This window comes from Actinophytocola sp. (genome assembly GCF_036378875.1).
In the GTDB taxonomy this organism is placed as follows: domain Bacteria; phylum Actinomycetota; class Actinomycetes; order Mycobacteriales; family Pseudonocardiaceae; genus Actinophytocola.
The window spans coordinates 49,795-72,124 of record NZ_DASUVO010000125.1; the positions used below are offsets into that span (position 1 = coordinate 49,795).

A 22,330-nucleotide genomic window follows, 5' to 3' on the forward strand; every position below is an offset into this window, starting at 1 on the left:
TGCAGTTGCCCGTTGAGAGCACGACGGCATCTGGTCATGACGGGAACCCGTGGAAATTAACGGAGAATAATCGAACGGTGGGTCAGGACGTCCGGACAACCAAAGGTCTGACCGTGATCATAAAATAGTGCCGTGATCCAATGAGCCATTCCAGTAGGTCGGCGAGGAGCGTGATGGCGGTGTTGCTGGCGACGCGGGAGCTGCTCGACAGATACGGCAGCGGTTCGCGGACGGGGATCTCGCGGTTCGAGTCGGCGGTCGTCGACGTGGTGATGCGGTACGGGTCACGATCCGACGCGCAGGCTCTGCTCCCGGCGTTCCTGGAGGATCCTGAGGCGGGCCATCGGCTGGTTCCGGTGTTCGCCCGGCACGGAGATGTGTCGATGGCCGAGCGTCTGCTGGCCGCGTGCGTGCTGAACGGACGGTTGCGCGAGGGTATGCCGCCCGAGGTGTTGCACGCGATCGGCTTCCTGGGGTACGAGCCGGCCGAGCGGATGCTGTGGGACCACGTCGAAGGCCTGCACTACGAGGCGATGAACGCATGTCTGGGGCTGCTGCATCTGTCGTGTTCTGGCCTGCTCGCCGACATCGGCGAAGCGCTGCGGCGGCACTTCGGCGCGGCCCTGTTCCCCGAGTTCCTGCCGGTGCTGGCCATCAAGACGGGGGATCCGTCGTGGTTGGGCAAGCTTGTCGAGTGGGGTGAAGGTGCGGCTTCGACAGACTGCAACGGCGGCCTGATCCTGGGCATCGCGCTGCACGGCGACCGTGCCCGCGCCGAGTTCTTCCGGTTGTTGTGGAGTCCTCGGTGGGATGCCCACGACGGCGGTACCGCATCGGATCGTTGGGCCTACGCGGGAACCCGCGTACTCGGCCTGACCATGCCGGAGCTGTACACCGACATGGTCGCCAGGCTGAAATCCGATATCGGCACGTACGACAAGTGGCAGTGCCTCGCGACGTTCGCCGCGCTTCTGGACTACTGGGTCGGCCGGCCGTGGCTCGGCCTGAACAGTGCACCAGAGCCGACCGAGAACTGCGACGCACTCTGTGACCTGCTGTTCGAGTCGTCCACGCCCGACCGGGACGACTCGCTGATCGGCCTCGCCAGCGACGTCCTCGACGAGGACGACTACGTACTCGACCGTCTACGCGAGTTGGAGGGCGCACTGGATACACGGGCAAGCTACGAGCTGGAGATCCGAACGCTCGTGTCACGGGAAGACAAGCGCTAGGGCCGGCGTAGTTCCACCGCGTACTCGGGTGGATGGGGATGCTCGGGCGGGAGTCCCCGGCGGGCCAGGAGAAGTGCGCCGTCCACGGCCTGGCCGGCTGGTTCGCGCACCAGGGCGGACGGGCGACGGCGGGTCAGCTCGGCGCGGAACGGGTCGAGCAGTAGCGGACCGGCGTCGAACAGGCGGCCGCCCCACGAGAATTCCGGGGGTAGGGCGCGGGCCGCCGCGTGGGCCGATGCCGCCAGGTGGGTGCCCGCACGGGACCAGATGCCGGCCGCGACCGGGTCGTTCTCGTGGGCCGCATCGGCTGCCAGCGGGGCGAAGGCCGCCAGCTCGTGTGCGGGGGACGGGGAGCCGTAGACCGTTCGCAGCAACGCGTCCGTGTCGCCGAACCGGGTCAACAGCTTGTCCAGCAACAACTCCGAGCCGCCGTCACGACCGTCGCGGTGGCGAAGTGCCGCCTGCAGCGCCTCCCGGCCGATCCACGCCCCGCTGCCCTCGTCGCCGAGGAGGTGGCCCCACCCGTCCGCCTGGCGCCACGTCGTCTCGTGGTCGGTGCCCAGCGCGATCACACCCGTGCCCGCGGCCACCACGCAGCCCGGCCGACCCGCCAGTGCGCCGAGATGGGTCGTCAGCGCGTCGCTCGCCACGACCACGCTCGTTGTCCTGACGAAACGGTGTACCTGCTCGGCCAGTTCCTTCGGATCCTCCAGCAGTCCGGGCATGCCGGTCAGGCCCACAGCCACACGGTCCACCGACGCGCACATCCCCGCCGCCAGCCTGCCGATGCGGGCGGCCACGGCCTGGGTGTCCACATGGCCCGACCTGCGGGGCACCGGGCCGGGTTCCTCCGCCGACAGTTCCTCACCGCCCACCGAGACGCGGATCCGGATGCCGCCGCCGCCAACGTCGACGCCGACATACGTGGTCACAGGGTGTCCAGTGCCGCTCGGACGCCACGTCCGCTCAGCGCGTCGCGGCACTCGTCGAGTGGACGGTCGGACAGGGCGTGTACCAGGGCCAATGACACGTCGCCGCCCGCCCGGGCCAGCACGGCGGCGCTCTCCACGGCACCGAGCCCCGTCGCCATCTGGACGATCCTGGCCGCCCGGCCGACCAGCTTCTCGTTGGTGGCGACCAGGTTCACCATCAGGTTCGAGTACGTGCGGCCCGAGCGGATCATCAGCGCCGTCGAGAACGCGTTCAGCAGGACCTTCGTCGCCGTGCCCGCCTTCAGCCTCGTCGAGCCGGTCACCGCCTCAGGGCCCGTGTCCGCCACCACCGCCACGTCGACCTCGGCGGACAGCGGAGCGTCCACAGTGGACGTGATCAGCACGGTGAGCGCGCCCGCCGCCCGGCAGCGGGTCAGCGCGCCGACCACGTACCTGGTCGAGCCCGACGCCGTGATGCCGACCGCGACGTCACCGGGCCCGACCACCGCGGCGTCGTCGTGGCCCGCCGTCCCCTCGTCCTCGAAGTCCAGTCCGGAGTCGACGAACGCCTTGGCGCCACCAGGGAAGTGTGCCGTGAACAAGCCCTGCTCCACGCCGAACGTCGGGGTCGTCTCGGTCGCGTCGAGCACGGCGAGCCGGCCGGACGCACCGGCGCCGAAGTAGTGCACCCGACCCCCGGAGGACAGCCGGGGGAGTGCCAGGTCGACGGCCTTCGCCAGAGCCGGTCCGCCCGCGCGGGCGGCCTCGACGGCCAGCGCGTCCTCCGTGAGCAGCGCGTCGACCACCCGCTCCGCCTGCCAGCGGTCGATGTCGGTGGTCCGTGGATTACGATCCTCAGTGGACATTGTGTGTTCCTTTCCGGGAACAGAACTCGTCGCCATAGCGCGCCAGGACGTGTTCGGTGACCGCGACGACGTCCCCCGGCTCGCGGCTTGCCGGGCCGGTCGCGATGAACTCTTCCGCGAGGTCGCGGAGGGACTCGTCGAGTGCGGACTGCGCCTCGGCTAGTCCCTCCGGGTCCAGTGCCCTCGGCAGGAACCGCGCCCACAGCTCCCAGCGCCGCTTGAGGTACCCGCCGACCAGCCCACTCCAGATCCGTGCGGAGTAGTTGTCCAGGAACGGGTTGTCCGCCGTGTGCCACACGGTCAGGATGCGGCGGGCGTTGTCCTCCAGCACCCGCCGCTCCTCGTCGTCCGCCGCGCGGCGCTGTGCCGCCGCCACCCACGTGTCGAGGCGCAACGTCGGTCTGGTCGCCGCCAGGCCGTCGAGATCGTCGAACACCGTCAGGAAGTCCGTCGCGTCCCACTGTGCGGTGTGGATGGACCGCAGCAGGTCGCTGAACCGGTGGTCGATCACCCGCAGCAGCAGTGCGATGCCCGCCAGCGCGAGGTCGTCGGCCGCGGCCGGTATCCGGGCCAGCGCGCGGATGGCCGCCACCAGGTCATCGGGGTCGTAGTACAGGGCCGCCCGCACGTCGTCGTGCACGCGGTCGTCCAGCATCCGCGTGTAGTCCGGTGTGGACACGGCGATCCCGATGTAGGACTCGGGGAAGATCGAGCGGGCCGTGGCGTTCAGCACCGACGCGCCCAGCCGCTGCCACGCCTCGGATCCAGCCGGGTCGCCGTGGCGCTGCCGGCCGAAGTCGGCGAGCCACTCCGCGAGCGGGACCGGCTCGTCCCACGCCCGGTCGGTGACCAGCTCGAAGAACGCCGGGTTGTTGTGGATCGCCTCCATCGTGAGGCCGAGTCCGACCGGCGGCCGGTCGGACGCCAGCGCGTCCTCGATGTTCGTGCTCGTGGCACTGAGGTCGGCGACCGGTTCGGTACGGCCACCGAAGTTCAGCAGCCCGTTCCACAGCCACGGCCGGCCGCCGTACCCGTCGAGCCGCGGCCACTGCGGATCGGCCTCACCCCACAGGTCCAGCACCAGCACCCGTCCATCCGGGATGCCGTCGAGGAACCGGTTGACCCGCTCCGTCGTCCAGTGCGAGCGCTGGTAGGAGAACGGCCAGGACTGCAACACCCACACGGCGTCCTCGTCACCGGCCCGCAGACCGTCGACGACCGCGGCGGCGACCGCCGCCGGATAGCGCTCGTCACCGTCAGGGATCATCTCGATGAACGGGTCCGACGCGTAGAGGTGGTCGGTGCCGAGCAGTTCCCGCTGCGCGGTGACGATCTCGGCCGCGAGCCGGCCGAACAGGGGATCCTCCGGCGGGACGACAGTCGTCGGCATGCCCTGCCACAGCCGGGTCTTCGCGCCGGCCGGCGCGAGCTGCCGGGGCACGTGTCCGGTGAACGCCGGCAGCGCCGGCGTCATGCCCAGCGACCGCTGCCGGTCGAGGATCCGCCGCCCCAGCTCCAGGCCGCGGGGAAGCCAGCTCGCCGGCATCGGGCCCGCGAAGCTGTCCAGGCATCCCATGTAGAGCCACGGCAGGTACGCCGGGCCGCCGAGGAAGGCGCGGATGTCCACGTCGGACATGCCGAGCCGCGAGTACGCCAGCGCGAGCACCGCCTCGTGTCCGACGAGGTTGAGCGGCATGGTGACGCCGTGCAGCGCCATCCAGTCGATCTCGCGTTCCCACTCGGCCCAGTCCCAGTAGGCCGTGGAGTAGCTGAACGTGCAGAAGTTGAGGTAGTAGAACCGGTCCACCCGTGCGCGGCCACGCAGCGGCGGACGGGTCGGTGCCGGGTCGATGGACAGCGGCAGCGGGGTGTCCCACGTGACCCGCACGTCGTGGGCGTCGCGGAGGTAGCGGTGGATGCCCGCGCAGGCCGCCCCCGCGTCGGTGGCGGCCACGTGCACGGTGGGGCCGTCGGCCCACACCTCGAAACCGCGTGTCCCGGTCAGCCGGTGCACGTGCGGTGGGGGAGTATCGGCGACGACTCTCGTCCACAGTTGGCGGACGGCCTCGGCCCACGGCGGTGACATGCTCACCACCCTAATACTTCCGTACGGTACGTAAATAAGTTACCCTCGCCGCCATGACGCGCACAGTCGCCGTCGGCACGAAGTTCATGCTGGAGAACAACGCGGCCGCGATCCTCACCCACCTGCGAGCGGTCCGCCGTGCGCCCGTGTCCGCCATCGCCAAGGACACCGGGCTGTCCCGCCAGGCCGTCACCCGCTCGCTGGCCGTGCTCGAGTCCATGGAGCTGGCCGAGATCTCCGCGCCAGAAAGGGCCGCCGGCGGCACCGGCCGGCCACCGCAGATGGTGCGGTTCCGGGCCGAGGCCGGCCAGGTCCTGAGCGTCGTCGTCAACCCGGGGACCGTGCGGATCGTGGTCGCGGACCTCGCCGGCGAGTTCACCACGGACGTGACGGCGGCGTTGCGCCGGTCGAGCCGCAGGTCGCTGACGGACTCACTGCGCAAGGCGATCGAGCGGTCCGGTGTCGACCCGGCCGGCATCTGGCACGCGACGGCGTCCGCGCCCGGCATCGTCGACCCGGTCACCGGCCACGTCGGCCTCAGCGTGAGCATGCCCGAGGTCACCGGCGACGCCATCCTCGCCGGCATCCAGTCCGCCGGCATCACGGCTCCCGTCTACGTCGACAACGACGTGAAGCTTGCCACCGAAGGGGAACGCTGGCGCGGCACCCCGCACGTCGAGGACTCGCTGGTGTTCGTCGACTGGGGCGAGCGCATCGGCGCCGGCATCGTGCTGCGCGGCGAGCTGTACCGGGGCGCGTCCAACGACGCGGGCGACCTCGGCTACCTCGACCTGGCCGCACCGAAGACCGGGGGAGGTGACGACCTCGGCCCGTTCGAGCGGTGGGTCGGCACCCGTGAGCTGCTGCGACTCGCCGGCCGGCCGGTGGCGTTGCCCGAGCTGGCGGCCGCGGCGCACCGGGGCGAGCGTTGGGCGACCGGCGCGGTCGGCAAGGTCGCCAGCCGCTTCGCCAAAGGCGTCGCCGCGATCCGCGCGCTGCTCGACCCGGAGGTGGTCGTGCTCGGCGGCGACATCGTCGTACTGGGGGAAGTGTTGCTCGACGCGGTCATCGGCGCGCTCGAGACAGAGGAGCTCCGCCAGCCACGGCTGGAGCTGTCCACATTGGGGGCTGACGCGATCGTGTACGGCGCCGTCCGGCACTCGCTGGCCTGGGTCGAACGTGAGCGGTTCGACGTGCGAGCCATCCGCCAGCGGTAGGAGAAGGAGACATCACATGCGTACCAGGTTCTTACGACTCGGCTCCGTGGCCGCGGCGGTGCTGCTCGCCGCCGGCTGCGCGGAGACGGGCGGCAGCGGGCCGGCCGCGCCGAAGGACGTGTCCAAAGAGCTCTCGTCCGAAAAGGTCACGTTGACCCTCGCGTACACCGACGACCCGCCGGTGAAGGCGCTCATCGAGGCGTTCCAGGACAAGCACCCGAACATCACGATCAAGGGCCAGCAGACCCCGTTCTCCGACTACGTGAAGTCGATCAAGCTGTCCATGGCGTCGGACGAGCCGCCGGACATCGCCGAGTACAACCCCGGCGCCATGCGCTCGCTCGTGCCCGGCGGGCTGATCTACGATCTCGCGCCGTACGAGGAGCTGTACGGCTGGCAGGACGGCTTCCCGTCGTCGAGCCTGGAGGTGTTGCGGTCGGACGCCAAGGCCAAGGAGTACGGCACCGGCGGCCTGTACGCGGTGCCCGGCGCGCTGTCCGTGCTCGGCGTGTTCTACAACAAGCAGCTCGTCAGCGCGGCCGGTATCACGCAGCCACCCGCGACCCTCGCCGAGTTCGAGCAGAACCTCGCCGCGGTGAAAGGCACCGGCACCACGCCGTTCAGCCTCGGCAGCCTTCAGGTCGGCGGGTTCCAGCTGTGGAACGCGCTGAACAACTCCCTCGGTGACGAGCAGCAGTACCGGGACTGGGTCTACGGCAAGTCCGGCGCCACGATCGAGACCGACAGCGCGAAGCAGGCCGCGCAGAAGGTCGCCGACTGGGCGGGCGCCGGCTACGTGCCGGAGTCGGCGAACGCGATCGCCGACACCGACGCACTCGCGAACTTCACGCAGGGCAAGAACGCCTACTTCATCACCGGTAACTGGTACGCGGCGACGATCGCCGAGGCCATGGGCGACAACGCGGGCTTCTTCCTGTTCCCGACCGCCAAGCAGGGCAACCCGGCGGTGGCGTCCGGCGCGAGCGTGGCCTTCTCGATCTCGTCGAAGACCAAGCACCCCAACGAGGCGGCCGCGTTCCTCGACTTCATGCGCTCGCCCGAGGCGGCGAAGGTGCAGTTCGAGTCCGGCTTCATGCCGGTGGACACCTCCGCCGACCTTCAGGCGACCGGGGTCACCGCCGAGGTCACGACGGAGTTCGCGAAGGTGGTCGCCGACAACGGCATCGTGCCGTTCCCGGACTTCGCGTCCCCCAACATGATCGACCGGCTCACCTCGGGCGTGCAGGGTCTCGTGAGCAAGCAGATGACCCCGGACCAGTTCCTCGCGTCACTGCAGGAGTCGTGGACCGAACACCATGACTGATGTGGCGGTCCGTTCCGGACGATCCGTCCGTCCGGAACGGACTCCCGCGCGCCGCCGGCCGAAACGCAGGGTCGGTCGGCGGCTGCACGGGCTCGTGTACCTCGCGCCCGCGCTCGCGGTGTACGTGCTGTTCGCGATCTGGCCGGCGATCCACACCGTCTATCTGTCCTTTTTGGAGTGGGACGGGATCCTGCCGGCCGTCCCGGCGGGGTTTTCGAACTACGTCACGGTGTTCACCGACCCCACGCTCGGCCCGGCGCTGTGGCACGCGATCGTGCTGATCCTGTTCTTCGCGGTCATCCCGTGCGCGTTCGGGCTGCTCATGACGGCGTTGCTCCAGGGCGGCGTACGCGGCATGACCGCGTACCGGATGATCTTCTTCCTGCCGCAGGTGCTCCCACTCGTCGCCGTCGGCATCACCTGGCGGTGGATGTACAGCGACGGGGGGCTGGTCAACCGGGGACTGGAGTTGATCGGCCTCGGCAGTGTGACCAGGGCGTGGCTCGGGGACTACGACACGGCGCTCGTCGCCCTCGGCCTCATCGGCACCTGGGCGATGAGCGGGCTGTGCATGGTGCTCTTCCTCTCCGGCGTGCAGAAAGTCGACGTCGCTCTCTACGAGGCGGTCGCTCTGGACGGCGGCGGGCCGGTGCGGAAGTTCTTCACCGTGACGCTGCCGGCCCTGCGCGGTGAGGTCACGATCGCCAGCGTCATCACCACGATCGCCGCGCTGGCCAGCTTCGACTTCGTGTTCGTGACCACCAACGGCGGCCCCGTGAACCAGACCACCGTGCCCGGCCTGCTCGTGTACCGGCTCGCCTTCAACGAGGCCGACATCGGCACGGCCTCCGCACTCGCGGTCGTGCTCACCCTCGTCGTGATCGTCTTCGTGACGGCCATTCGCCTGATCACCAGGGAGCGCTCGTGAACCCGCGTGTCATGGTCGCCGCCAGGTACCTCGTGCTGACGCTGTTCGCGGTGGCGGTGCTGCTGCCGTTCGTCGGCGTCACGCTCGCGGCGTTCCACCCGTCCGGGGCGCCGATCGCCGGGCTCGCCTGGCCGACCGAGTGGACGTGGTCGAACTTCGTCGAGGCGTGGCAGGAGGCCGGGTTCGACCGGCTGGTGGCCAACAGCTTCATCATCGCGGCCGGGGTCGTGCCGCTCTCCCTCGTGCTCGCCACGCTCGCGGCCTACTCGCTCGCGACGCTGAACCCGTTCGGCGGCCGGGCGCTGTCGGTGGCGTTCGTGCTGGGCCTGACCCTGCCGATCGAGCTGGTCGTGGTCGCGCTGTACTTCGACCTGTCCACAGTGGGCCTCACGAACTCCTACCTCGGCGTGATCCTGGCCGAGACCGCGCTGTTCATGCCGTTCGGCGTGTACTGGATGCAGACGCACTTCGCCGCGCTGCCGGTGGAACTGCTCGACGCCGCCCGCGTGGACGGCGCCCGCAGCCTGACGATCCTCACCCGCGTACTGCTGCCGATCTCGTGGCCGGCGCTCACCACGCTCGGAGTGCTCTACTTCATGTGGTCGTGGAACCAGTTCCTGCTGGTGATCGTACTGATGCAGGACCCGGAACTGCGGAACGCGCCGACCGGACTCGGCTTGTTCGTCGGCCAGTTCTCGGCGAACATCCCGCTCCTGTCCGCCGCGAGCATCATCGTCATCGGCCCGATCGTCACGCTGTACCTGATCTTCCAGCGCAACTTCGTCAGCGGCATCACCCAGGGCGCCGTCAAGGGCTGAGGTGTCACGCGGGCTCCACGTCGAGCTCGTTCCTGGCGGCGAGGAGAAAGGCGTCGCGGTCCTCGACGTACCGGGACTCCTCGACGTGGCTGGCGGTCTGCGCGGACTTCCGGAGCCGGTCGGCCGCCGAGCGCACGGTGTTGTCCGACAGTAGCTGGATCTCGCCGACGACATCGGCGAGCTCGACGGCGAGGCGGCGTACTCGATCATGCTGCTCGCTGGCCGAGTTCCGGAAGTCGTCCACCGTCTTGGCAAGGGCGTCGGACTGGTCGCCGACCCGCTCGAGGACCCGCTTGGTGCGTTCGAAGTTCCGGTTGGCCAGGCGTTCCTCCTCGCGGGCGCCGACGAGCTCGTCGGCAAGGCGGAGCGCCCGACCGTAGGTGCTCCTCTTCTGGTCGGCGAACCGGTGGCGGTTCTGGATCCGGGCAGCCTCGTCACGTGCCTGTTGTGCTTCGGCTGCCTGGCGTTCGAACAACGCGAGTGAGTTCTCGAACGCTCGACGGGTGGCGACGAGCTGGGCGGCGATCGCCCCACCGATCCCCAGCAGCGCCACGAGCAGGGCAATGCCGCCGGAGATCATCGTCACGGTTATCTGGTCGGACATACCTCGCGCGCTCCGTTCGCCCTGCCGCCCGTCAGTAGGCGAGGCTGGTGTGCCACGGCGTGACCTGGTCGACGTAGACCAGGGCGTCGAACGCGGCCGTCGGGTTCACCGGTGTCGCCTGCGTGCCGGTCATGATCGACGTCACCGCCGCGAAGCGTTCGGCGATCGGACCGGAAGCCGGGACCGAGCGTAGATCAAGCAGATATCGAGGGATGCCGGCCGTGGCGAGCAGCGCGTCGAGGCTGGTCGGGTCGAGCGTGGTCAGGTCCTCGGTGAACACCTCGGTATGACCGGGTGCACCGCCCGGGATCGGGCGGTGCAGGAACAAACTCCCGCCGCCGAGTCGTAGGTGCGTCGCGGTCCGGCCGCCATAGCCTGGAGGAACGCGCGTGCCGGGCGGTGACCGCGCACCGCTGGGCCAGCGCGAACCGTTCCGGATCCGTGCGGGCGGAGCCAGTGGGCGTTCACGATTTCATGGCACGCTGGACGTAGTCCACGATGTCCGCCATCTCACCGGGCGCCGACCAGCCGGCCCGGTCGCTGACGTACTCGCTGATCCGCGCGCCGTGCTGCCGCCACACGACCTCGCCGGCGGCCTGGATCCGCTCGTCGAGATCCGGCTGGCCGGTGCGGAATGCCTCCGCGACCCGTTGCCACCGGCCGGCCAGCTCACGGACCGCCGAATCCCGCGCCGGCGTGCCGTTCACCAGGTGCCGGCGCAGCTCCGTGACGATCGTGACCCACTCCGCCCGAAGCGCGTCGACCGTGTCGTCACCCAGCTCGGCCCGCCGCGCGGCCAGCGCGTCCCAGTGCTGTTCGGAGAGATGGCCGTGCAGCTGGGCCGTCACCTCCAGCGTCCCCAGGAACCGCTCCGGCTCGGGCATGGTCTCGCCGTCGAGCAGCTCGACCAGCCCGAGCACCCGCTGCCGCACCTCGTTGATGCGGCGTGCCTTCACGTCCAGGTCGGCCAGCTGCGCCGCGAGCAGGTCGCGGAGGGCCGTGAGGTTCTCCGCCCCGCTGCGTAGCACCGTCGCCACCTCGTCGAGCGACAGGCCAAGCTGTGTCAGCGCCCGCACCCGGTACAGGCGCTGCACGTCCGCCGCCGTGTAGCGCCGGTGCCCCGCCCCCGTCCGCTCACTGGCCGAGACCAGGCCGATCTCGTCGTAGTAATAGAGAGTCCGGAGCGTGACGCCGCTGGCGCTCGCCAGATCGCCGATGCTCCACCGTTCCTCAGCCACACCGCGACCGTAGAACCTCCCGTCACGGGAGGTTCAAGACCGGATCGGCAGCACGATGGCCGACGGGTGCGCGGGGTCGTGGAAGACCTGCTGGTCGGCCGCGCGCAGTGTGGACGCGGTGCCGCGCGGCTCGCCCGTGCCCGGGTTCCGGTTGAAGCGTGGGAACGCGCCACTGGACACCTGGACCCGGATGCGGTGCCCGCGCTTGAAGCGGTACGCCGTCGGCCACAGGCGCACGTTCGCCAGGCAGGTCTCCTCGGCCCCGGTGAGGCGGACCAGACCGTCACAGACGTTGAACGAGCGTCCCTTCTCGTCGACGTCGCACAGCCGGACGAACACGTCCGCGAACGGCAGGCTGGAGCGGAACCAGATCTCGGCGCTGACGTCGCCGATCACCTCGACGTCCTCGGCCAGCACGGCCGTCGTGTACGTCAGGACGTCGGGTCGCGCCTCCAGCTTGGTGTTGTCGACGCTGCCGGCCTTGGCACCCATGGACATGCGAACGCCGCCGAGCGCCGGGGTCGGATCGGCCGGGTCGTACCGGTAGCCGTCCGGCGCCGACTCGCCGGCCACGTCCGCGGCCAGGGCGCCGCCGGGCTGCAGGTGGAAGCGTCGTTCGTCGTAGCCGGGCGGTGGCCAGGACGGGAAGTCGCGCCACCGGTCCTCACCCATCACGAACAACCGCACGGGCTCCCTGGCCGGCGGTTCCTCGCCGCGGGCGAGGGCACCGGCGAACTCGAACAGCTCCCGGTTGCCGATCCTCACAGCGGCGGGCGCGACATGCGGCCACGGGCCGACCGTCAGCCGGGGCGAGCGGCCCGCGTCCTGCAGTGCCCGGAAGTCCCGCAGCTGGCCGGGCAGGAAGATGTCGAACCAGCCGGCGATCGAGCTGACGGGCACGGTGACGTCCGCGACCCGGTGGCTGTGGTCGATCTCCGCCCACTTCTCCGTCGCGTCGTCGGCGAGGATGTCCTGGACGTAGTCGATCCGGTGACCGGCGGCGGCGACGTCGGCCTGGTTGAGCGGCAGGGTGTTGAGGGCCCGCAGGTTCTTCCGCGCCGTGAACTGCTGGCGAAGCATGGCGAACCGGCCTTCCTGCCCGTCGACCATCACTCCCCAGTTGAAGGGCGTCTCGAGGGAGAACCCGTCCGCGCGCAGGAACTCCATGGTCAGCGCGGACTCCGTCACCGACGCCACCATCGCCTTGACCTCGGGCGGCAGCTGGTCGGCCATCGCCCACTGCACGTAACCCAGATAGCTGCCGCCGAACAGCACCATCGCGTCGCCGAACCACGGCTGCGCGCGCACCCAGTCGACCGTGTCCAGGCCGTCCTCGCGTTCACACCGCAGCGGGTTGAAGGCGCCGCCGGAGCCGAACCCGCCTCGCGTGCTCTGGATGACGACCTGGAACCCGCGCTCGGCAAGTGGTCTGGCCAGCAGGGCGGAGAAGAGGCCTCGGCGCCCGTACGGGGTGCGGACCAGCGTGAGGGGGAGACCGGCGCCTCCGGTGCGCGGTGCCCAGCGATCCGCAAGCAGGACCGCCCCGTCGCGCATGGGCACCCGCACGTCACGTTGGACGAGCACGTCCCTGGTCGCCGGCGGCGGCAGCTTCAGCGCGCGCTCGAGGAGGTGGCTGGTCAGGTTCATCGATACCCTCCTGGGAATACTGCCGCGAGGCGCATCAGGCGATCAGCCGCCTCGTGGGGATCAAGGGGTTCGGGGCCGTCGATGACCCAGTCGTTGACGATCTCGCCCGCCCCGGCGGCCGCGAACCTCGCCAGGTCCTTCGCCGTGGCCTCGTCGAGGCCGGCGAACCGCTCCCGCAGGAACCGTTCGTTGAAGGGGCGGAAGACCTGGTTCATGGTTCGGCTCATGGCGTAGGCGCACGAGCCGGTGAGCATCGGCCGGTAGAACGCCCGGTGCTCGGCGAAGTGGCGCGTGGTCGCCAGCACGCCGGGGCGCATGTCGTCGTGCTGGAATTCCTCGCTCCGTTCGAGCAGCTCACGGGTGACCAGGTCGGCCGCTGCGGCCACGAGCAGCGAGTCCCGGTCGCCGAACTGCAGGTAGATCAGCTGACGGCTCACGTTCGCGGCCTCGGCGAGGTCGGTGACCGGGATGGCCGTCGTGCCGCGTTCGGACACCAGCCGCACCGCCGCCGTCAGCAGTGCGGACCGTGATCGCGTCACCCGCCTGTCCACGACGTCAGTATTTACAGCTGTCTGATATTTGACAAGTGTCAAATCGGTGGCCGCTAGTCGATCTTGGGGCGGGATGGATACGGTGTGGACCATGGCTGGGCGGGTGTGGTCGTGGCTGCTCGAGTTCGAGCCCGCGCGCGAGGCGGTACGCCGCGAGGTGAAGGTCGCGGTCGACCTGGTCATGGACGAGACCGAGGACGCGCACACGCGGATGCGGAAACGGCACCGGGCCGCCCTCGACCGCACCGAGCAGGAGGTGGCCGACCTTCGCGCGAAGGTCGAGGAGCTGACCTCCGCCAACGCGGAGCTGCTGGGTGAGGCAGCCGATCTGCGTGGCACGGTCGCGGAGCTGGAGGAGGCCGCGGCCCGCGAGGTCACCGCACGGGAGGACTTCGCCGCGCGACTCGTCCGTGAGCAGGAGGCCGCCGTGACGCGGCAGTGGCACGGCGCGGTCACCGACGTGTTCTGCTGCCAGTCCTGCTGGGCGTTCTGGTTCCTGAGCACCACCCCCGACCGGCTGAGCTGCGTCGTGCGCGGCCCGTTCGGTCGGCACGACGAGTCGTGCACGGTGTGCGCCGAACCCCTCGTGGTGCTGCCGGCGGCGAAGAACGTCGTGCTCCGCAAGGGCGCGGAACCCCGCGTGAGCCGCCCGGCCCCGAGCGAGGAGCCGCGCTCGGACACCGCACTGGCGAACGCCGAACTGGCCGCCATCGCCGACGGCCTGTCGCGGCTGCCGAAGGTCACGAGCCGGACCGTCGCCTGGGTCGCCACGGAGCTCACCGGCACACCGGAACTGCCGGCCAAGGTCCTCGGCGACATCGCCGCCCGCACCACCAAGCCCGTCCCACTCGACGGCATCGTGGCCGGCATCCGCGCCTTCGTCGAGGTCGGCGCGCCCTGAAAGTTGCGCTCTCCGAACAAATCCCGACCCGATCTTTGGCGAAATCCTTGCCCCACGGGCAATGCCCGTTGCCGATCTTGGCTGGCGGGCTAGGGTGCGTTATGGCCTCTTCCCGCGTGCTGATCACGGGTGCGGCTCGGGGTATCGGCGCGGCGCTGGCGGAACGGTTGCACGCCAAGGGCGCGCGCGTGGCCCTCGCCGGGCTCGAACCCGACCGGCTCGCCGAAGTCGCCGAACGCTGTGCCGCGCCGTGGCGGGTGTGCGACGTCGGCGACCCCGGTCAGGTGTCGCGCGTGGTCGGTGAGCTGGTGGGGGAGCTGGGCGGGCTCGACGTCGTCGTCGCCAACGCCGGCATCGCCAAGCAACTGCCGATCATCGGCGGCGACCCCGACGTGATGGCCGAGACCGTGCGGGTCAACCTCCTCGGCACCTACCACACGCTGCGGGTCGCGGGTCCGCACATCGCCCACCCCGGCGGCTACGCGCTGGCGGTCGCCTCGCTCGCCGCCGCCGTGCATCCGCCCCTGCTCGGTGCCTACAGCGCGTCGAAGGCGGCGGTCGCGGCGCTGGGCGCCACACTGCGTGCCGAGCTGGCCCCGACCGGCGCGCGGGCCGGCGTCGCCTACTTCGCCGAACTGGACACGGACATGACCTCCCGCGGCTTCGGCACGGCGGCCACGAAGGCGCTGGGCGGCCCCTTCACCTCACCGACACCGATCGGCGTGGCCATCGACGCGCTCGAACGCGGCATCGCCAAGCGGGCACGGCGGATCGTCGCCCCGCGCTGGGTCGGTCTGGTGCTGCCGGTGCGGGGCGTCGCGCAACGGGTGATCGAGTTCCGGGTGCGGGGCCGAGTCGAGGAGGCGGTCCGCATCGCCAGGGACGAGGACGTTCCGTTCACCACCCCACAGCAGCCATGACCGAGCCACGAGTCCGCCCCGGCACCACACGCGAGACCGGGCTGCTGCCGCAACTCGTCGCGCGGGTGACCGGCCGCCGGTTCGGCCTGCGCCCGATCGGGTTGTTCCTCGTGCTCGGCCGGCACCGTCCGCTGTTCCGCACCTGGCTGCCGTTCTCCGCACGGCTGCTGCGCGGCACCACACTGCGGCGGCGCGAGGTCGAACTGGTGATCCTGCGGGTTGCCACGCTGCGCGACTGCGCCTACGAACTGGACCACCACCACCGCCTCGGCCGGCGAGTCGGCCTCGACGACGGCGACCTGGCCGATCTCCGCACCGGTTCCACCGCACCCAACTGGCCGGACCGGGAACGAGCCCTGCTCGCCGCGGTGGAGGAACTGCACCACGACCGAGATCTCACCGACGACACGTGGGCCACGCTGCGCCAGCATTTCCCGGAACGCGCGGCGATCGAGATCTGCCTTCTCGCGGGCCACTACGAACTCCTGGCGACCACCATCACGGCACTGCGCATTCCTCTCGACGAGCGGCGATGACTACCGGGGTCGGCCGGCGCAGCGCACCTCGTCGGTCGGTCCCGGGTCGCGGTCGGGCAGGTACCACTCCATGAGCGACTCCTCGACGTGCCAGCCGTGAAGGTCGACCTCGCTGTACGGCACGGATTCCGCGCCAGCGCACAGCACCTTCGCCTCGACCGCCGTGTTCGGCACGAACCGGACCGTGCCGCTGTCGTCGAGCAGCGTGGTCACCGTGTCGTCGACCGCGACGACGTAACCGAGCACCACCTCGGCGCTCTCGCCCTCGAGCGCCTCGAGCTGGATCGCCACCGACGGCAGTACGGGCGTCCGCAGGAAGATCGCGAGGAGGACGAACGGCCCGGCGAGCGCCACCGCGGTGGCCGGGGCATGGATGACCGGCCGCGCGATCCGCTCCGGGATGGGGCCGGTCAACGCCAGCGTCAGCACCGGGGGCAGCGCGAGCACCAACGCGAGGGTGATCTCCCCATGGGAGACCGCGCTGGTGATCGCCGGCCACACCAACGGGTACGTCGCCGCGGCGGCCACCAGTGGCACGTACAGGCACGCGACCCGGATCCGCCGCCCGTCCTCTGGGTGTCGCTTTCGGACGGTCAGCGCGAGGATCACCACCGCCGCCATGGCGAGTGCCGGTAGGAACCGAAGCTGCCAGGTGAGCGCGGCCCACATGACGGTGAAACCGATCGCCCAGTCCGGTGTGGCGTCCGCGGTCCTGGTCAGCCAGGTCGGCCGCTTCGCCGCGCGTGCCGGTGCGCTCACCTGGTAGAGCAGGCCGAGCGCATGCCCGGTCAGCAGCACCACCGGCGGCACCCACATCGTCGAGATGACCAGGGCGCTGACCAGGTCGAGCGGACCGACGTTCTGCACCAGCACGAGCATCGTGTTCAGGTCCTGCCGGCCGAGATGCCACAGCCGGAGCACGAGCAGCACGATCGGGAAGGCGGGCAACAGGGCGAGCGTCCACTGGAAGCTGCGTGCCTCCGGCTCGCGGCCGGGTTTGCCGACGTCCTCGGCTACTCGCATGGCGTCCCGCGCACGTTCACCTCGTCCACCTGCGGCTGCTCGTCGATCGCGACGGGCTGCGGCAGGTTCACCTTCTCGATCGGGCGCAGGTGCTTGTCGTAGGCGTCCTCCCAGTCGCGGTCGTTCGGATCGGTCAACGAGCAGCGCAGCGACATGTTCACCAGGGTGCGCAGTGCCTCGTTGCCGCCGGTGTTCACGCCCCACGACTCGGTCAGCGCGAGACCGATGTCGTGGTGTTCGAAGACCTCCGGCTCGGCGGCGACGAACCCGGCGAGGATCGCGGCGTCGCTGGTGACCGCCTCGAACGTGCCGTCACGCAGCCCGCGCAGGCATTCCGCGTAGTTCTGCTTGGGCATGACGTCGGCGTCGGCTTCCTCGGCGGGGCTCATCGAGGTAGACGTGCTGACCGTGCACACCGGGCGTCCTGCGAGATCGGACATGTCGTGCACCGGCGTGTGGCCGCGTCGGGTCATCACGGACTGCTCGGTGAAGAGGTAGGGAGCCGAGAAGCTGACCCGCGCCTCGTCCTCCCGCGTTTTGTTGATGCTGTAGTGCGCGATCACCAGGTGCACGGTGATGTGCTTGTCGCCGTCCCGGGCCCGCATCTTGGGCCGGTCCTCGTCCTCGATCACCATGAAACGCACCTGGTGCGGCTGGAACCCCAGATCAGCCGCGATCATGTACGCGATGTCGATGTCGAAACCGCTGAACTCACCGGTTTCCGGGTCGCGGTAGGCGACTCCGGGAATGTCGTCCTTCACCCCGACGCGCAGCTCGGCCGTGCCGACCAGCCCGGCCTGCTCGGTCAGGTCGGCCGCCGTGGGCGGTCGGTCGACCAACTCGTCGATCACCAGCCAGATGAGCACGGCCACGGCCACGAGAGCAACCAGGCTCGCCAACGCGCCGACGATCTTCCAGCGGTTTCGCCTGGTGTTCGCCGCGCCGACTCGAGTCATCAGATTCGCCCCCAGATCCGGGAATCCACCGTTTCGAGCTTGTCCGTCTACCTCGGGACCCGTCCCGAGGAAGACGCTTCCGTGACCCTAACGACGGTGCCGTGTTGTCGGTGCTGGTTCGGCGAGACCTGGCCCGGTTGCGAGTTTCTCCAGCGGTCCTCTCCCTCGGCTTCCATAAGCTATGTACTATATTGATGTCCGATTTTATTGCCGGGGCGACGGTGGCGCCGGGATCCCATTCGGAGTTCTGGAAAAGAGGCTTTGGATCAGGTTCTCGCGCCGGTGCGGTGTGAGCGCTAACATGATGCGGCAGCTCGTTGGCACTGAACGTGTTCCAACCACAGAGGGAGGCAATGATGCCTCGGACTCCGCGGCGGCTGACTCTGCTCGCGGTCGTTGTGATCGTGCTCATCGGTGGGTTGGCGGGTGGTGCGGCGGCCGCCGGGCGGCCCTTCGTCAACCCGGTCAAGGCGCAGAAGGGCGCCGATCCATGGATCGAGTACCACAACGGGAACTACTACCTGGTCAGCACCTCGTGGACGTCCGTCCTGACCATGCGTAAGTCGCCTACGCTGGGCGGGTTGGCGACGGCGCCGAGTGTGCAGGTGTGGGCCGCGGACCAGGCGTCGCGGTGCTGCAACTTCTGGGCGCCGGAGCTGCATCCGGCGAACGGCCGGTGGTACCTGTACTTCAGCGGTGGTCCGGCGGGCACCGACTACGTCAACAACCAGCGCGTCCACGTCCTGGAGAGCGCCGGCGCCGACCCGATGGGGCCCTACACCTACAAGAACAAGCTGTTCGCGCCGGGCAACGACGTCGGGCTGATCGACGGCAGTGTCCTGGAGTTGGGTGGGCAACGCTATCTGCTCGGCAGTGTCTGGGGCAGCACCCAGAACCTGGTGATCGCGCCGATGAGCAACCCGTACACGGTCAGCGGCCCGCTCACGACGATCTCCACGCCGACGCATCCATGGGAACGGCAGGACGGCACCGTCAACGAAGGTCCCGAACCGTTGTACCACAACGGGAAGACGTTCATCGTCTACTCGGCCAGCGCCTGTTGGGGGCCGAACTACAAGCTGGGTCTGCTGACCTACAACGGCGGCAACCCGCTGTCCGCCTCGGCGTGGACGAAGTCGCCGCAGCCGGTGTTCCAGCGCAGCGACGGCAACGGCGTGTACGGCCCGGGGCACAACGGTTTCTTCGCCTCGCCGGACGGCACCGAGGACTGGATCGTCTACCACGCCAACGACTCCGCGAGCGACGGGTGCGACAACGGCCGCACGACCCGCGCGCAGAAGTTCACCTGGAACGCTGACGGTACCCCGAACTTCGGCACTCCCGTTCGCTTGGGGACCACTGTGGACGGTCCGTCCGGGGAGACCGCGGCGACGCCGACGAGCTACACGATCGTCAACCGCAACAGCGGCAAGTGTCTCCAGGTCGGCACGGCCGACGGCGCGGGTGCCCAGCAGGCGACCTGTACCGGGGCGGCCAGTCAGCGGTGGCGGTTCGAGGACCTCGGTGACGACACCAGCCGCATTGTGAACGTGAACAGCGGCAAGGTCCTCGACATCGCCGACTGCGGCACGGCGGACGGCACCGCGATGCGGCAGTGGGCGTGGCTGAACAACCGGTGCCAGCGCTTCCAGCCGGTCGTGACCGGCCAGGATGGTTGGGTGCGGCTGGTGAACGCGAACAGCGGCAAGGTCGCCGACGTCGCCAACTGCGGCACGGCCGACGGGACCGCGGTGCGCCAGTGGACCTGGCTGAACAACAACTGCCAGCAGTGGCGGCTGCAACCCGTCTAAGCAGAGGGAGACAAACGTGTCACGACAAGGATGTCGGGCGATGCTCGCTGCCGTGCTGACCCTGCTCGGCCTGGTGTCGGCGCCGGCGACAGCCGCCTCGGCCGCCGAGCCGAGGGCGGCTGTGCAGTTCACCAACCCGCTGATCCGGCAGCGTGCGGACGCCCAGATCTTCAAGCACACCGACGGGTTCTACTACCTCACCGCCACCGTCCCCGCCTACGACCGGATCGTCCTGCGCCGCGCGACGACGCTCGCGGGGCTGGCGACCGCGCCGGAGACGACGATCTGGACCAAGCACGCTACCGGTCCGATGGGTGCGCACATCTGGGCCCCGGAGATCCACTTCATCGACGGCCGCTGGTACGTCTACTTCGCCGCCGGCAACGCGGAGGACGTCTGGCGCATCCGGATGTACGTCCTGGAGAGCGCCAGCGCCAACCCGCTCACCGGCACGTGGACCGAGCGGGGCCGGCTCGTCACGCCGTGGGAGACGTTCTCACTGGACGCGTCCACGTTCGTCCACAACGGAACGCGCTATCTGGTGTGGGCGCAGCAACCGCCGGGTTCCAACGTGAACTCGAGCGTCTACATCGCACGGATGAGCAACCCGTGGACGATCACCGGCACCCCGACGCTGCTGACCACGCCGACCTACGACTGGGAGACGCGGGGCTTCCGGGTCAACGAGGGGCCCGCCGTGATCCAGCGCAACGGCAGGGTGTTCCTGACCTACTCGGCGAGTGCCACCGACGCGAACTACTGCCTCGGCATGCTGACCGCGTCCGCGTCGAGCAACCTCCTCAACGCGTCGTCGTGGACGAAGAGCAGCCAGCCCGTTTTCACCAGCAACGCCGCCACCAGCCAGTACGGCCCGGGGCACAACCAGTTCACCACCTCGGAGGACGGGCAGAGCGACATCTTCGTCTACCACGCCCGCAACTACCGGGACATCAGCGGCGACCCGCTGAACGACCCGAACCGGGCCACCCGGCTGCAGAAGCTGTACTGGAACGCCGACGGCACCCCGAACTTCGGCATCCCGGTGCCTGACGGCGTCACCCCGTACCGGCTCCGGACCTACAGTGACCCGAACCGGTACGTGCGGCACTGGGACTTCCGAGCGCGCATCGACCCGAACCCCGCCAACCTGGCCGACTCCCAGTTCCGCGTCGTGACCGGCCTTGCCGGCAGCGGCACGGTGTCGCTGGAGTCCACGAACTTCCCCGGCTACTACCTGCGGCACAAGAACTTCGAGGTGTGGGTCGAACGCAGCGACGGCTCAGCGACGTTCCGAAACGACGCGAGCTTCCATCGGCGCGCCGGTCTCGCAGACGGCGCCGGGGTCTCGTTCGAGTCGTTCAACTACGCGGGCCGCTACGTCAGGCAGTCCAGTTCCCTGCTGTACGTCCAGGCCGTGACCGATGCCGCCGGCCGCGCGGACGCGACCTACTACCTGGACTGATCACCAGGTGGGGTGCGTGGAGACCCCGCCGTCGACGACGAGGTTGTGTCCGGTGATCCACGCGGCGAGAGGAGAGGCGAGGAAGACACAGGCGTTGCCGACGTCCGAGGGTGTGCCGAGCCGGGACAGCGGCGCCGCGTCCCGCCACCGCTGGACGCCATCGGGCCAGTCGGTGTCGAGGCCGTCCCGGTCGATGAGCCCGGGGGAGACGGCGTTGACGCGGATGCCGCGCGGGCCGTACTCCAGGGCCGCCGCGCGGGCGTGCATGACCAGCGCCGCCTTGGCCGCGCTGTAGTGCGCGTGGCCGGGCGCGGGCTGGCTCGCCTCGATGGACGCGATGTGCACGACCGCGCCGCCGCCCTGGCCGGCCATGACCTCGGCGGCGGCTTGCGTGCAGGCGAACGCGCTGGTCACGTTCGTCTCGATCATCGTGCGCCAGCTCGTCGCGGACATGCCGGGCAACGCTTCCACCGGCTGGATGCCGGCGTTGTTGACCAGGGCGTCGAGCCGGCCGGCCCACTCCTCGGCGGCCCGTACGAGCGCGCGGCACGCGGTGTCGTCGGACAGGTCGGCCTCGAACGCGGCCGCGGCGCCGCCGGTGTCGCGGATCTGTGCGACGACCGCGTGCGCGCCGGCCCGGTCGCGGCGGTAGTGCACGGCGACCGCACTGCCCGCCTCGGCGAACCGCAGCGCGATGCCGCGCCCGATACCGCCGCTGGCGCCGGTCACGAGGGTCGCGGTACCTGAGAGATCAAGCATCGTCGGACATCCTCGTCGGCGCTCCGGGCCGGCAGAGCGCCCGGATGTGGTCGGCGACGTCCGGGTACCGAGCACTGAGGGCGTCGGCGTCGCCGCCCTCGTAGTCGGACTCGACGAAGCCCGGCGCCATGGTGGTGCCGCACAGCGCCCACCGTCCGCCGTCGGCGACCCGCGCGCCCATCCAGGTGCCGGCCGGCACGGTGAACTGGACGTGCTGTGTGGAGCCGAGCACCTCGACCCGCGACCCACCGTCCGGATCGAGCAACAACAGCTCGATCGGATCACCCCGGTAGAAGTGCCACACCTCGTCGATCGGCAGCCGGTGCATGGCCGAGAACAGCTCGGCCTCCACGGCGAGCAGGACGATGATCGCCGACCCGGCCGGGCGGCCGGTGGCGTCCTCGGGACCCGCCCAGGTCCGGCGGAACAAGCCGCCTTCCACCGGCAGGGGTGACAGACCGTACTGGGCGGCGATGCCCGCCAACTCTTCACTCAGCACGGCCGTGATGGTTTCACGGG

At 70.0% G+C, this 22,330-nt stretch carries 22 protein-coding genes; 10 read left to right on the forward strand and 12 right to left on the reverse strand.

Annotated elements, in window-relative coordinates; genetic code table 11:
- Nucleotides 1-173: 173 nt before the first annotated feature.
- On the forward strand, nt 174-1,232 hold the full coding sequence (locus tag VF106_RS35730) for a hypothetical protein (protein ID WP_330844363.1): 1,059 nt from the start codon (nt 174-176) through the stop codon (nt 1,230-1,232).
- On the opposite strand, the gene VF106_RS35735 is transcribed toward VF106_RS35730, so the two are convergent.
- The 3 genes from VF106_RS35735 to VF106_RS35745 are packed head-to-tail and all read right to left on the reverse strand — an operon-like array spanning nt 1,229 to nt 5,116.
- Nucleotides 1,229-2,164, reverse strand: coding sequence for an N-acetylglucosamine kinase (locus VF106_RS35735; protein WP_330844364.1), 936 nt, complete (start codon nt 2,162-2,164; stop codon nt 1,229-1,231). The genes VF106_RS35730 and VF106_RS35735 overlap by 4 nt on opposite strands.
- Entirely contained in the window at nt 2,161-3,030 is an 870-nt protein-coding gene (locus VF106_RS35740; RefSeq protein WP_330844365.1) for an N-acetylmuramic acid 6-phosphate etherase, read from the reverse strand. Before VF106_RS35740 ends, VF106_RS35735 begins: the two co-directional genes overlap by 4 nt.
- Nucleotides 3,020-5,116: an alpha-N-acetylglucosaminidase TIM-barrel domain-containing protein gene (locus tag VF106_RS35745; RefSeq protein WP_330844366.1), complete on the reverse strand. Its 2,097-nt coding sequence runs from the start codon at nt 5,114-5,116 to the stop codon at nt 3,020-3,022. The genes VF106_RS35740 and VF106_RS35745 overlap by 11 nt, the downstream gene beginning before the upstream one ends.
- Nucleotides 5,117-5,169: 53 nt before the next feature.
- On the opposite strand from VF106_RS35745, the gene VF106_RS35750 reads away from it, so the two are divergent.
- From VF106_RS35750 to VF106_RS35765, 4 genes are read left to right on the forward strand one after another with little or no spacing between them, the layout of a single operon-like run.
- Nucleotides 5,170-6,333, forward strand: coding sequence for an ROK family transcriptional regulator (locus VF106_RS35750; RefSeq protein ID WP_330844367.1), 1,164 nt, complete (start codon nt 5,170-5,172; stop codon nt 6,331-6,333).
- Nucleotides 6,334-6,349: 16 nt separating this feature from the next.
- Entirely contained in the window at nt 6,350-7,657 is a 1,308-nt protein-coding gene (locus tag VF106_RS35755) for an extracellular solute-binding protein (protein WP_330844368.1), read from the forward strand.
- On the forward strand, nt 7,650-8,585 hold the full coding sequence (locus VF106_RS35760) for a carbohydrate ABC transporter permease (protein ID WP_330844369.1): 936 nt from the start codon (nt 7,650-7,652) through the stop codon (nt 8,583-8,585). The genes VF106_RS35755 and VF106_RS35760 overlap by 8 nt, the downstream gene beginning before the upstream one ends.
- Nucleotides 8,582-9,403 (forward strand): carbohydrate ABC transporter permease, encoded by an 822-nt coding sequence (locus VF106_RS35765; RefSeq protein WP_330844370.1) that lies wholly within the window; start codon nt 8,582-8,584, stop codon nt 9,401-9,403. Before VF106_RS35760 ends, VF106_RS35765 begins: the two co-directional genes overlap by 4 nt.
- Nucleotides 9,404-9,407: 4 nt before the next feature.
- On the opposite strand, the gene VF106_RS35770 is transcribed toward VF106_RS35765, so the two are convergent.
- The 5 genes from VF106_RS35770 to VF106_RS35790 form a co-directional block, all read right to left on the reverse strand.
- Nucleotides 9,408-10,007: a hypothetical protein gene (locus tag VF106_RS35770; RefSeq protein WP_330844371.1), complete on the reverse strand. Its 600-nt coding sequence runs from the start codon at nt 10,005-10,007 to the stop codon at nt 9,408-9,410.
- Nucleotides 10,008-10,038: 31 nt separating this feature from the next.
- Nucleotides 10,039-10,287, reverse strand: a complete 249-nt coding sequence (locus VF106_RS35775) for a hypothetical protein (protein ID WP_330844372.1) — start codon at nt 10,285-10,287, stop codon at nt 10,039-10,041.
- A gap of 184 nt (nt 10,288-10,471) precedes the next feature.
- Entirely contained in the window at nt 10,472-11,245 is a 774-nt protein-coding gene (locus tag VF106_RS35780; RefSeq protein ID WP_330844373.1) for a MerR family transcriptional regulator, read from the reverse strand.
- Nucleotides 11,246-11,278: 33 nt separating this feature from the next.
- The gene (locus VF106_RS35785; RefSeq protein WP_330844374.1) at nt 11,279-12,892 is read right to left on the reverse strand and encodes a CocE/NonD family hydrolase; all 1,614 of its coding nucleotides are present in this window, start codon (nt 12,890-12,892) and stop codon (nt 11,279-11,281) included.
- A complete protein-coding gene (locus VF106_RS35790; protein ID WP_330844375.1) occupies nt 12,889-13,431 on the reverse strand; it encodes a TetR/AcrR family transcriptional regulator in 543 nt (180 codons plus the stop codon). The genes VF106_RS35785 and VF106_RS35790 overlap by 4 nt, the downstream gene beginning before the upstream one ends.
- A 103-nt stretch (nt 13,432-13,534) precedes the next feature.
- On the opposite strand from VF106_RS35790, the gene VF106_RS35795 reads away from it, so the two are divergent.
- From VF106_RS35795 to VF106_RS35805, 3 genes are all read left to right on the forward strand, one after another.
- A complete protein-coding gene (locus VF106_RS35795) occupies nt 13,535-14,344 on the forward strand; it encodes a hypothetical protein (RefSeq protein ID WP_330844376.1) in 810 nt (269 codons plus the stop codon).
- A gap of 101 nt (nt 14,345-14,445) precedes the next feature.
- Entirely contained in the window at nt 14,446-15,264 is an 819-nt protein-coding gene (locus VF106_RS35800; RefSeq protein ID WP_330844377.1) for an SDR family NAD(P)-dependent oxidoreductase, read from the forward strand.
- Nucleotides 15,261-15,800, forward strand: coding sequence for a carboxymuconolactone decarboxylase family protein (locus VF106_RS35805; protein ID WP_330844378.1), 540 nt, complete (start codon nt 15,261-15,263; stop codon nt 15,798-15,800). Before VF106_RS35800 ends, VF106_RS35805 begins: the two co-directional genes overlap by 4 nt.
- Here the strand turns inward: VF106_RS35805 and VF106_RS35810 are convergent, their stop codons facing one another.
- Both VF106_RS35810 and VF106_RS35815 read right to left on the reverse strand, forming a co-directional pair.
- Entirely contained in the window at nt 15,801-16,823 is a 1,023-nt protein-coding gene (locus VF106_RS35810) for a hypothetical protein (protein WP_330844379.1), read from the reverse strand. It lies immediately after the preceding gene.
- Nucleotides 16,814-17,779 (reverse strand): transporter substrate-binding domain-containing protein, encoded by a 966-nt coding sequence (locus VF106_RS35815; protein ID WP_330844380.1) that lies wholly within the window; start codon nt 17,777-17,779, stop codon nt 16,814-16,816. The genes VF106_RS35810 and VF106_RS35815 overlap by 10 nt, the downstream gene beginning before the upstream one ends.
- A 356-nt stretch (nt 17,780-18,135) precedes the next feature.
- Here VF106_RS35815 and VF106_RS35820 point away from each other — a divergent pair, with 356 nt between their 5' ends.
- Together VF106_RS35820 and VF106_RS35825 are read left to right on the forward strand one after the other, a co-directional pair.
- Nucleotides 18,136-19,590 (forward strand): family 43 glycosylhydrolase, encoded by a 1,455-nt coding sequence (locus tag VF106_RS35820; protein WP_330844381.1) that lies wholly within the window; start codon nt 18,136-18,138, stop codon nt 19,588-19,590.
- A gap of 40 nt (nt 19,591-19,630) precedes the next feature.
- The gene (locus tag VF106_RS35825) at nt 19,631-21,052 is read left to right on the forward strand and encodes a family 43 glycosylhydrolase (protein WP_330844382.1); all 1,422 of its coding nucleotides are present in this window, start codon (nt 19,631-19,633) and stop codon (nt 21,050-21,052) included.
- On the opposite strand, the gene VF106_RS35830 is transcribed toward VF106_RS35825, so the two are convergent.
- Nucleotides 21,053-21,811 (reverse strand): SDR family NAD(P)-dependent oxidoreductase, encoded by a 759-nt coding sequence (locus VF106_RS35830; RefSeq protein ID WP_330844383.1) that lies wholly within the window; start codon nt 21,809-21,811, stop codon nt 21,053-21,055.
- Nucleotides 21,804-22,310 carry a cupin domain-containing protein gene (locus tag VF106_RS35835; protein WP_330844384.1) on the reverse strand — a complete coding sequence of 169 codons (507 nt, stop codon included), beginning with the start codon at nt 22,308-22,310 and terminating at the stop codon, nt 21,804-21,806. Before VF106_RS35835 ends, VF106_RS35830 begins: the two co-directional genes overlap by 8 nt.
- Nucleotides 22,311-22,330: the final 20 nt, after the last annotated feature.

What these genes read in the sequence shown, in the direction of transcription:
- VF106_RS35810 (WP_330844379.1), bottom strand. Translation starts at nt 16,823, where the DNA reads ATGCGAGTAGCCGAGGACGTCGGCAAACCCGGCCGCGAGCCGGAGGCA.
- VF106_RS35750 (WP_330844367.1), top strand. Translation starts at nt 5,170, where the DNA reads ATGACGCGCACAGTCGCCGTCGGCACGAAGTTCATGCTGGAGAACAAC.
- VF106_RS35805 (WP_330844378.1), top strand. Translation starts at nt 15,261, where the DNA reads ATGACCGAGCCACGAGTCCGCCCCGGCACCACACGCGAGACCGGGCTG.
- VF106_RS35740 (WP_330844365.1), bottom strand. Translation starts at nt 3,030, where the DNA reads ATGTCCACTGAGGATCGTAATCCACGGACCACCGACATCGACCGCTGG.
- VF106_RS35785 (WP_330844374.1), bottom strand. Translation starts at nt 12,892, where the DNA reads ATGAACCTGACCAGCCACCTCCTCGAGCGCGCGCTGAAGCTGCCGCCG.
- VF106_RS35745 (WP_330844366.1), bottom strand. Translation starts at nt 5,116, where the DNA reads ATGTCACCGCCGTGGGCCGAGGCCGTCCGCCAACTGTGGACGAGAGTC.
- VF106_RS35830 (WP_330844383.1), bottom strand. Translation starts at nt 21,811, where the DNA reads ATGCTTGATCTCTCAGGTACCGCGACCCTCGTGACCGGCGCCAGCGGC.
- VF106_RS35730 (WP_330844363.1), top strand. Translation starts at nt 174, where the DNA reads ATGGCGGTGTTGCTGGCGACGCGGGAGCTGCTCGACAGATACGGCAGC.
- VF106_RS35815 (WP_330844380.1), bottom strand. Translation starts at nt 17,779, where the DNA reads ATGACTCGAGTCGGCGCGGCGAACACCAGGCGAAACCGCTGGAAGATC.
- VF106_RS35820 (WP_330844381.1), top strand. Translation starts at nt 18,136, where the DNA reads ATGCCTCGGACTCCGCGGCGGCTGACTCTGCTCGCGGTCGTTGTGATC.
- VF106_RS35755 (WP_330844368.1), top strand. Translation starts at nt 6,350, where the DNA reads ATGCGTACCAGGTTCTTACGACTCGGCTCCGTGGCCGCGGCGGTGCTG.
- VF106_RS35825 (WP_330844382.1), top strand. Translation starts at nt 19,631, where the DNA reads ATGCTCGCTGCCGTGCTGACCCTGCTCGGCCTGGTGTCGGCGCCGGCG.
- VF106_RS35770 (WP_330844371.1), bottom strand. Translation starts at nt 10,007, where the DNA reads ATGTCCGACCAGATAACCGTGACGATGATCTCCGGCGGCATTGCCCTG.
- VF106_RS35795 (WP_330844376.1), top strand. Translation starts at nt 13,535, where the DNA reads ATGGCTGGGCGGGTGTGGTCGTGGCTGCTCGAGTTCGAGCCCGCGCGC.
- VF106_RS35800 (WP_330844377.1), top strand. Translation starts at nt 14,446, where the DNA reads ATGGCCTCTTCCCGCGTGCTGATCACGGGTGCGGCTCGGGGTATCGGC.
- VF106_RS35760 (WP_330844369.1), top strand. Translation starts at nt 7,650, where the DNA reads ATGACTGATGTGGCGGTCCGTTCCGGACGATCCGTCCGTCCGGAACGG.